The following is a 10668-nucleotide window of genomic DNA, read 5'->3' on the forward strand; positions in this document are numbered from 1 at the left end:
TGATAGTTGATGGTATAATCCGGATTTAGTATCCAATTATTGAAGTAATTTTCAAAGCAAAATCTCCTGCCATCAAGTATATTTGTACTTTTATAATGCTGCTGGATTGGAATAAAATTTCGACGGCGACACAATATCTAACCTGCCAAGATTCAGAATAAGATCATGAATTCGAAAATTGTAAGCCTCGAAGAATTAGCTGTACTATGTTCAAAGTTAAAAAGTGAAGGCAAAACCATTGCCCATTGTCACGGCTGTTTTGACCTGCTGCACCTGGGTCATATAAAACATTTTGAAGCCGCTAAAAAAGCTGCTGACATTGTAGTTGTAACACTTACACCCGACCGGTTTGTAAACAAAGGTCCGGGCCGCCCTGTTTTTAATGAAATGCTCCGGATGGAATCCATTGCAGCACTTGAGGCCGTTAGTTATGTTGCACTCAACAAATGGGATACAGCCATTGAAACGCTTAAATTAATTAAACCCACTTTTTATGTAAAAGGCCAGGACTATAAAAAGAGTGAGAATGATATAACAGGAAATATCAATAAAGAAGAAGAGGCGGTCAAATCAGCCGGGGGACAACTTTATTTTACCGAAGAGATCCAATTTTCTTCGTCAAAACTTATCAACGCCCACTTTAGTCCGTTAAACGATTCCATCCAGGAATACCTCAGCGGGTTAAAGAAAAAACACAACGCGGATAGTATCATTAATGAAATTGAAAAATTAAAGAATCTCAACGTACTTGTTATAGGTGATACAATAATCGATGAGTATCATACCTGCAGGCCCCTTGGGAAATCCTCAAAATCGCCTACTATCTCAACTATGTTTCTGAAAGGCGAATCCTATGCCGGCGGTGTACTGGCCATTGCCAATCACCTCGATCAGTTTGCGGGAAAAGTGGAGCTGGTTACCTGCCTGGGAAAACAGAACCCTCAGCAGGAAATCATTGAGCAAAAACTTTCCGGTAACATCAATAAAAAATTCTTCCTGCGGAACGACGGCCCCACTCCAACGAAACGCAGATACCTCGACACTTACCTTAACCTGAAATTATTCGAGGTGACATTCATGAACGATACTTACCTGGCAAACGATCTGGAAAAAGAAGTCATTGCACACCTTGAAAAAGCACTCAAAAATGCGGATATGGTATTGGTAGCTGATTTCGGGCATGGCTTTATAACACCGGGAATTATTAAATTCCTGTCCGGTTCCGGAAAACACCTTTCAGTGAACGCACAGACGAACAGTAATAATTACGGTTTTAACTATATCACAAAATATAAACGTGCAGATTATATCTCCATTGATGAAAAAGAATTACGCCTGCCTTTTGGTGATAATTACGGCAAACTCGAAAATCTTATTGAACAGCTGCATACCATAACTCATGCCGATAAAATACAAATCACCCTTGGACAACAAGGCTCAGTATTATTTGAAAAAGGAAAATTTTATACGGCGCCCGCCTTTGCCTCATCCGTAAAAGATTCGGTTGGAGCGGGAGATGCAGTATTATCCGTAACTTCATTATGCGCTTACAACAACACTCCTCCTGAAGTTTTGCCCTTCATAGGAAATTGTGTGGGAGCGCTTGCCGTTGAAATAATAGGTAACGAGCATCCTGTTTACAAAAAAGATCTGATCAAATTTATCTCTCACTTTTTAAAATAAATGGATATTTCTCAATTCACAGCCAACTACCTCAACGCATTCAGGAAAGCACTTGATGCCGTTGAAGTTTCTGCAAATAGTAAAACTATTCCTTTTAATGATGCCATGATCCAGGCTGTTGAACTGATCAAACAGGCGCAGCAACATAACAAAAAAGTGATGATGGTTGGAAACGGGGGCAGCGCAGGAATAGCCAGCCACATGGCGGTCGACTATTGGAAAAACGGAGGAGTGAGGGCCACTGCCTTCAATGATTCCTCATTATTAACCTGTATTGCCAACGACCTTAGTTACGCTGAAGTGTTTTCAAAACCCATCGAAGCCTTCGCGGATAAAGAAGATATCGCATTCTGCATCAGCAGCTCGGGAAACTCGAAAAATATTTTGAACGCCGCAGAGCAGGCCGATAAATCTGGCTGTACCGTAATTACGTTCTCCGGTTTCGCAAAAGAAAACCCTTTACGGAAAAGGGGCAAACTTAATTTCTATGTCCCCTCCTATTCCTATGGTTTTGTTGAGATCATACATAATCTTATTATCCATACTATACTTGACGCAAAATTATATTGCATTGACAAGAAGGATGTGTTCAACAAAAACTTGCCTTATTAGACCGCTTTGATTATTATACACCTTTACTAAAGTCGATTTTTTTGTCGTAATTTCGTAGAAAAGCCATTCAAATGTCAGTACACATAAAAACCTTCGACGAACTAACGAATTTACTTCGAAAAGAAAATATTTTCGAAAAATTCGGACTTAGTAAAATCGGAGTTTTTGGGTCCTTTATTCGTGGCGAAAAATACAATGATATTGATCTGTTAATTGAAGACAATATTGAATATGAGCAGCGAATCTCGTTGAAACAAACCCTTGAAAAACTTTTAAATACAAAAATTGATATTGTAATAAAAAAATATGCCGAACCAATTATTTTGTTCCGTGCATTAAGGGAAATAAAGTATGCAACCCGCAATTAAAAACGATATTGTTTTCTTATTAATTATTCTTGAATCAATCGGAAAGATAGAAATCTACAAGCGAGATTTCAATTCCGGTGAAGTTTTTTTCACATCAAATGACCAATTGAATTTCAATGCTTCTCTTCTCTTATTAGCAAATATCGGAGAACAATGCTCAAAAATAAGTGATGAATTGAAAGACAAATATCCGAAAGTTGAATGGCAGAAAATAAAGAATATCAGAAATCGTATTGTTCATGATTATACCGGCATTGACTCTGATCTCACCTTCAACATAATCAATACTGAATTAGTCCCACTCCGCAATTCTATCCATCAGATCATTGCAAACGAATTAAAAACAGGGAACTTTAACTCCGATGAATTAAAATTTGCAGGTAAAAGTGCATTTTATAGCCATGTTAATTTTAAGGCATTCATGTGAACTTCACCGTCTACAAATCATCCGCCGGATCAGGTAAAACATTCACCCTTGTAAAAGAGTACCTTAAACTCGCCCTGACTGACGATCAGAACCCGCCTCAAAAATACAAACATATACTTGCCATTACGTTTACCAATAAGGCTGCTGCCGAAATGAAGGAGCGTATTACCCGATCACTCAAAGAACTTTCTCATCCGGAAGAAAACAATACTACTTTACTTGAAATAATTTGCGAAGAGACCGGACTGGATAAAAGTAATATACAAAGCCGGGCGCAAAATGTTTTGCACACTATACTGCACAACTACTCTGATTTCGCTATAGGTACTATCGACAGCTTTGTACACAGGATCGTCCGCACTTTCGCCTACGATCTTCAACTTCCAGTCAACTTTGAAATTGAGATGGATGACAACAAGTTATTATTGGAAGTGATCGACCTGCTTATTTCCAAAGCGGGTAATGACGAACATCTCACACAGGCACTTGTTGAATTTACTGAGACCAAAACCGAGGATGAAAAAAGCTGGCATATAGAACGGGATCTTTTTGGTTTTTCAAAAAATCTGCTGACCGAAGAAGGTATTGTTCATCTTGAGAGATTAAAAAAAATAAATACTGCTGGTTTTCTTTCTATCAGAAAAAGCCTCAATGAAACAATTAAAAAATTTGAGAGTACTGTAAAAAAGGCGGCGGGTGAAGCTTATCAAGCTATACAGCAACAAGGGCTTGAGCATAGTTCATTTTATCAGGGAAAGAATGGTATAAGTAAATTCTTCGCGAATATCTGCGACGAAAATTTCGACAAACTAGAACCCAACTCCTATGTTGTAAAAACTATCCGGGAAGATAAATGGTTCTCAGAGAAGACATCTGCGGAAGATAAAGGCAAAATAGAGAACATCAAAAGCAAACTTTCTGAATCATTCCATTTCATCCGGGATATCGTTGAAAAACAACAATCACTTTATTGTCTTCTTAAACTCATCAATAAAAACATTTATTCACTCGCCGTTTTAAATGAGATCGAAAAATTATTGACAGAAATAAAAAAACAAAATAATATCCTTCACATTTCAGAGTTCAATAAGATCATTTCCAACATTGTCCTCAACCAACCAGTGCCTTTTATTTATGAACGAATTGGCGAAAAGTATAATCATTACCTGGTTGATGAGTTCCAGGATACATCTGTGCTGCAATGGCAAAATCTGCTGCCACTTATTGAAAATTCGCTTTCAGAAGGGCATTTGAGCATGCTTGTCGGAGATGGTAAACAAGCCATTTATCGCTGGCGCGGCGGAGAAGTTGAACAGTTTGCCCAACTACCGGATATTTTTATAAAAGAAAAAAACGAGTTTGTTCTTGAACGTGAACAAACCTTGAAACTCAACTACAATGAAAAACAACTCAACAAAAATTACAGAAGTAAAAAAGAGATCATTGATTTCAACAATTCTATGTTCTCCGTCCTGGCAGGCAAACTAAGTGACGCATACGCCACTATTTACCAGGGTCATGCTCAGCAAAGTGATCCGGACAATACAGGCGGATACGTTTCCATAAATTTTGTAAAAGGAGAAGGAGACGAAGCGGAACAACAAACGCTTGAGCAGGTTTATAATAACATAATTAATCTTCAAAAAGAAAAATTTAAACTCAGTGATATCGCTGTTTTATGCAGAACCAACAAGACCGGCAATACTATCGCTGAGTACCTTACAGCAAAAGGTATTGGTGTACTATCAGCGGATTCATTGCTGCTTAAAAATTCGAAAAAAGTACGCTTCATCGGATCTGTATTCAGGTATATTAACCAGCCATACAACGAAATTACACGTGTTGAAATCTTACAATACCTGGTAGAAAACGGTCTTATCGACCAGGATCTGCATACCGTGATCGCGCTTCTTAAGAACAAGCACGCATGGGAATTTGATGCTTTATTAAAACAAAATGGATTTGAGTTTAACCAGCAGCATTTGATCAAATTGCCCTTATATGAATTAGTTGAACAAGTAGCAGGCATCTTTAAACTTGCCGCAGGCGCTGATGCATTCGTCCGTTTTTTCATGGATGAGGTTCTGGGTTATACAATAAAAAACAACAATAGTTTACCCGGTTTTATCGAATGGTGGGAAACACGTAAAGAAAATGCCTCTATGAATGTTCCCGATGGCACCAATGCGGTAAATATTATGACCATTCACCGTTCCAAGGGACTTGAGTTTCCGGCCGTCATTCTGCCATTTGCAACCTGGAAAATTTCGGACGGCAAAAAAAATCTTTGGGTCGACCTGAAGCACAACGAAGTCCCTCAACTTGAATCGGCATTATTACCGGCAACCAAAGAACTCCAAAAGACAACTTATTCCGATCTATATGAAGAAGAAAAAAACAAGTCACGGCTTGATAATATCAACCTGCTGTATGTTGCATTTACAAGACCGGAAGAACGCCTGTATATTATAACCGGCGAGCCATCGAAAACGCCTGATAACCTTGGAAATGTTAGCGATATATTTTGCTTCTATCTGCGATCGCTGCAATTATGGAATGATGCTCAACAACACTACGGGTTCGGTAACAGTATGCCGCATATACACAAAAACACGCAAAGTAAAAAAACTGTTAAACAAACAGATTTTATATCGTCGGATTGGCGCAGCATCTTAAAAATACGGGCTAATGCGCCCGAAGTATGGAATACGGATAATGTAACAAGTAAAAAAGATTTTGGATTAATTGTTCATGCCATCCTTGCGAAAGTCAAATCCGCAGAAGACCTCACTCCTACCCTTACCCAATATTTAAATGAAGGGGTTATTGACCTGCAGGAAAAAAAAATACTGTTTCAGAAACTAAATAATATCATTGAACACCCCCAATTAAAACCGCTTTATGCAGCCGGCAATACAATTAAAACTGAAGCCGATATCATTTTACCAACAGGGGAAACCTACAGACCAGACAGGGTAGTTATAAACAGGGATTCAACCGTATTGATCGATTACAAAACTGGAACCAAACAGGATAAGCATATAAAACAAATAAAAAAATATGCGGAACTGCTCTCACAAATGGGATATACCAATATTCGGCAATACCTTGTTTATATTGATGATGAAACGAGCATATTTAATTTACACAAAGAGTCATGAACATAAAATGCGAGTTCCACTTGACCTTCAATATCTTTAAAATATGTTCAAGTAAAAGTAGAGTTTATACCGAATAAGGATTTTTGGGTGCTTTGGTGGCAAATGGATTTTCGCCACCAAAGCCTGTCTGCCGACAGCAGGCACGAAAGTTCCAAATTTTCACCAAATGTTTTTCTGAAAATTCCATATAATAATCTTATTCGGCATAATCTCTGGTATTATAAAACTTTAATTACTCCTTATATAAAGGTATTTTGCCATTTAACATCTATAATTGTTATGCTCCGATAAATACCTTAATTTCACGCCTCAATTTTAATTATTTAATAAAAGTATTCAAATGAAAAATTCAATTTTAGCTATATCTATTGGAACGATCCTGGCGGCCGGCTGCTCAAACAGAAATGAACCGAACACAACTATTTTAGCCGCAAACAATTCAATTGATCTCTCCAACTTTGATACAACTGTGGCACCTGGCGATAACTTTTTTCAATATGTAAACGGCAACTGGTTAAAAAACAACCCCATCCCTTCCAACGAAAGCAGCTGGAGCAGTTTCAATATTATACGTGATGACAATTTTGCGAAACTGCGTGTTCTGCTTGAAGATGCCGCGAAAGCAAGCGGTGAAACCGGCAGCATAAAACAAAAAGTGGGCGATTTTTATGCCCTGGCGATGGACTCTACCAAATTGGAAAAGGACGGTATCACCCCTTTGAATGATGAATTCAAAGCAATAAGTGATATTAAAAATATGCAGGAACTCGCTAAACAGATCGCTCATCACCATTCTATAGGTGTAAAAACATTATTTGATTTCAGCGTTGGCGCTGATCCTAAAATAAGCACAGAAAATATTGCCACCATAAACCAGGATGGTCTTGGATTGCCTGATATGGACTATTACCTGAATCCGGACCCATCAATGGAAGAGATCAGAAAAAAGTATGTCACCTACGTCACCAATATGTTCAGGTTGGCCGGCGAACCGGAAAAACAGGCCGGTTCTATTGCTTCAAAGATCTTTGAGTTTGAGAAAGAACTGGCAAAAAAGTGCATGACGCGTGTACAACTTCGCAATATTGAGGCCCAATACAATAAAAAAACATTAAAGGAATTCACTGACGCATACAATAATTTCGATTGGAATACCTATTTCCAGACACTTGGTGTTGATTCAAAAATTCAAACCCTGATCATTGGTCAGCCTGAGTTTATGGCACAGATCAATAAACTTGTGAGATCCGTTTCGCCTGATGACTGGAAAAATTATCTGCGCTGGAGCCTCATTAATTCATCTGCAGCTAAACTAAGTGATAATTTCGTCGCAGAAAACTTCAACTTTTATGGAACAACTTTAAACGGTATCAAAACCCTTAAGCCCAGGTGGAGAAGAGTTACGCAACAATCGGACGGATCACTCCGTGACCTTGTCGGACAATTGTATGTTGAAAAATATTTCAGTGAAGAGGCAAAAAAGAAAGTGAATACAATGGTAGACAACCTTACCGCAGCATACAAAGAGCGTATCAACACACGTGAATGGATGGGACCGGAAACAAAAAAACAAGCGCTTCATAAACTGGAAACAGTTATGCGGAAACTTGCATACCCCGACAAATGGCGGGATTACTCTTCGCTGGAGATAAAACGCGATGCTTACATTTTGAATTTTTTCCGAACCAATAACTTTGAGTTCAAATACATGACAAGTAAGCTGGGACAACCGGTTGACAAAACTGAATGGGGTATGACTCCTCCAACGGTGAATGCATATTACAATCCTTCGTTTAATGAAATTGTGTTTCCCGCGGGAATTATGCAGGCTCCTTTTTTTGATGCCAATGCGGATGACGCTGTTAATTACGGGGGAATGGGCGCAGTAATTGGTCATGAACTCACACATGGTTTTGATGATCAGGGCTGTCAATATGATGCTGACGGAAACCTGAAAAACTGGTGGACAAAGGAAGACAGTCTACGATTCAAACAAAGAACAAATATGGTTATTGACGCCTTCAACCACTTTACAGTGCTCGATACTTTCCATATCAATGGCCAGCTTACTGTCGGAGAAAATATTGCCGATCTTGGGGGCCTGACCATTGCCTATTATGCTTACAAAAAATCGCTTGAGGGCAAACCTGCACCGGGTAAGATCGATGGTTTAACAGGCGAACAGCGTTTCTTTATTTCATGGGCCCAGGCCTGGAGAGGCAGCATGCGTCCTGAAGCATTAAAACAGATGCTTAAAACAAATCCGCACTCACCGGCTATCGCACGTGTTATAATGCCTCTTTCTAATATGANNTCTTTCTAATATGAAAGAATTTTATGAAACATTCGATGTGAAGGAAGGAAATACTATGTATCATCCCGATAAAGAACGGGCGGAGATATGGTAGTTGTTGGGTGTTAGTTGTTGGTTGTAACTTGCAAACTGCCATTTTCCCCAACAACTAACAACCGACAACTATTCATGGTACCGTTAAATTTACATTCACACTGCACCCGTTTTTATCCTTGATATTTACATTATAAACACCTGGACACAACTGATTCTTATATCTTTTGTCGTACCCATCAGGCCACGAATAGGAGTATGGGCTTGTTCCTCCCGTTGCATTTACCATTAGCCATTCCTTGCATCCACAGCCTGTACAGTTCGCGGTGCCTTTGGTAAATTGTCCTGTTAAAGTGCAAGTACCACACGGTATACCCGTAATAACAAACGTTGCGGCTTGTGTTTGATTGCAATTACTTGTTGCGGTCACTGTGTAGGAGCCTGGGCAAAGGCCCGTAAGAGTATTAGCGGCACTTACGCTGTTGAGTGTTGAGGTACCATTACTCCATACATAACTGTAATTTGGCTCGCTGCAGGTTAAATTAATTGTCGCACTGCCATTGCAGGGGGAACAGCCGGTAGAGTTGATCTGTGTTTGTGTATAAGCAGGTATCAAAGGAATAAATTTCATTATGTAGCTATCATCAGAGGTATTAAAAGTCGCATCGAAATATGCCCCTCCTCCGGGATCAATTAATCCATTACTACCGGGATAAAACCATTCACCTACAGCAAACAAATTACCCGAAACATCAATGGCAAGTGCCGAACCAAACCCGAGAGCAGAAGCTCCGCTATGAGTGCTCCAGAGTAGTATTCCATTATTAGAGAACTTAAGAAAGAAGATGCCATAAGGACTGCCACCGGCATAGGTACCCTGAAAATGAGATCCGCAACCAGGATTTAAAACAGGGAAATCAGTTGAGTTTGTACCACCTGTTACATACAAATTGCCACATGCATCAATAGTAATTTCGTGATCTGTATAGTTTCTGAAAAAATCAAAGCTGTTCCCGCCGAAATAAGTAGCCCAAAGTCGTAAACCGCTGCTATTGAATTTAAGAATAAAAATATCCTGAACTCCCGCATATCCGGGTTGATTATATGCTCCGGCAAGATTTAATAAAGGAAGATTGGCAGAAGATGTATTTCCCACAACGAACACATTATCTGTGCCATCTATAGCTACAGAGCACCCCTGATCAGTCCCGCTTCCACCATAATACGTAGCCCAAAGTCGTACACCACTGTTATTGAACTTAAGAACAAATGCATCCTGCCCTCCTGCATTCCCCGGTTGATTATATGCTCCGGCAAGATTCAATACAGGAAAATTAACAGAAGTGGCACTTCCTGTAATCAAAATATTATTTGAATTATCAATTGCAATGGAATATGCCAGATCATCTCCACTTCCTCCGTAATAAGTAGCCCAAAGTTGCACCCCGCTGTTATTCAATTTAAGGATGAATACATCCTGAAGTCCGCCACTTGCGGGCTGATTGTATGCACCAGCGAGATTCAATACAGGGAAATTAACAGAAGATGTACTTCCGGCAATAAATACATCATTTGAAGCATCTATTGCAATGGAGTATCCCTGATCATCTCCGCTTCCACCATAGTAAGTAGCCCAAAGTCGCACCCCATTGTTATTGAACTTAAGGATAAATGCATCCTGAATTCCGGAGATCGCAGGTTGAAAATATGCACCGGCAAGATTCAATACAGGAAAATTAGTGCAATTTGTTCTTCCTGTAACAAACAAATTATTTGAACCATCAACAGCGATCGTACCCCATCTGCTGGAACCACCACCACCACTTCCTCCATAATAAGTAGCCCAGATCCATACCCCGCTATTGTCGAACTTCACCAGGAAGATGTCAAAATTTCCCAGTATTGCCTGAAAGTAGGAGCCACCAGATGGGTCCCGAGTTTGACACTTGATTTTTAACAATTCAGCAATGATGTGGGTTTGCGGGCATGGGGTTAGGTTTGTGCCACTACATTTTGGGTTCTGTCTTAAGAATTTTGGGCGGGATTTGCATTCCTAAGGTTTTGAAGAGT

General features: G+C 39.5%; 7 protein-coding genes. 6 read left to right on the forward strand and 1 reads right to left on the reverse strand.

The annotated features are described in order from the left end of the window. Positions 1 to 165: 165 nt before the first annotated feature. From HYU69_15135 to HYU69_15160, 6 genes are all read left to right on the forward strand, one after another. Positions 166 to 1683 (forward strand): adenylyltransferase/cytidyltransferase family protein, encoded by a 1518-nt coding sequence (locus tag HYU69_15135; protein MBI2271675.1) that lies wholly within the window; start codon positions 166 to 168, stop codon positions 1681 to 1683. Beyond that, the gene (locus HYU69_15140; GenBank protein MBI2271676.1) at positions 1684 to 2295 is read left to right on the forward strand and encodes an SIS domain-containing protein; all 612 of its coding nucleotides are present in this window, start codon (positions 1684 to 1686) and stop codon (positions 2293 to 2295) included. 71 nt (positions 2296 to 2366) lie between these two features. Continuing rightward, complete coding sequence (locus HYU69_15145; protein MBI2271677.1) at positions 2367 to 2663, forward strand: nucleotidyltransferase domain-containing protein; 297 nt, start codon at positions 2367 to 2369, stop codon at positions 2661 to 2663. Further along, a complete protein-coding gene (locus tag HYU69_15150; protein MBI2271678.1) occupies positions 2647 to 3090 on the forward strand; it encodes a DUF86 domain-containing protein in 444 nt (147 codons plus the stop codon). The genes HYU69_15145 and HYU69_15150 overlap by 17 nt, the downstream gene beginning before the upstream one ends. Beyond that, positions 3087 to 6251: a UvrD-helicase domain-containing protein gene (locus HYU69_15155; protein ID MBI2271679.1), complete on the forward strand. Its 3165-nt coding sequence runs from the start codon at positions 3087 to 3089 to the stop codon at positions 6249 to 6251. Before HYU69_15150 ends, HYU69_15155 begins: the two co-directional genes overlap by 4 nt. 340 nt (positions 6252 to 6591) lie before the next feature. Continuing rightward, positions 6592 to 8574: a M13 family metallopeptidase gene (locus HYU69_15160; protein ID MBI2271680.1), complete on the forward strand. Its 1983-nt coding sequence runs from the start codon at positions 6592 to 6594 to the stop codon at positions 8572 to 8574. A gap of 157 nt (positions 8575 to 8731) precedes the next feature. On the opposite strand, the gene HYU69_15165 is transcribed toward HYU69_15160, so the two are convergent. Further along, the gene (locus tag HYU69_15165) at positions 8732 to 10558 is read right to left on the reverse strand and encodes an SBBP repeat-containing protein (GenBank protein MBI2271681.1); all 1827 of its coding nucleotides are present in this window, start codon (positions 10556 to 10558) and stop codon (positions 8732 to 8734) included. Positions 10559 to 10668: the final 110 nt, after the last annotated feature.

Source organism: Bacteroidota bacterium, assembly GCA_016183775.1.
GTDB lineage: Bacteria > Bacteroidota > Bacteroidia > JABDFU01 > JABDFU01 > JABDFU01.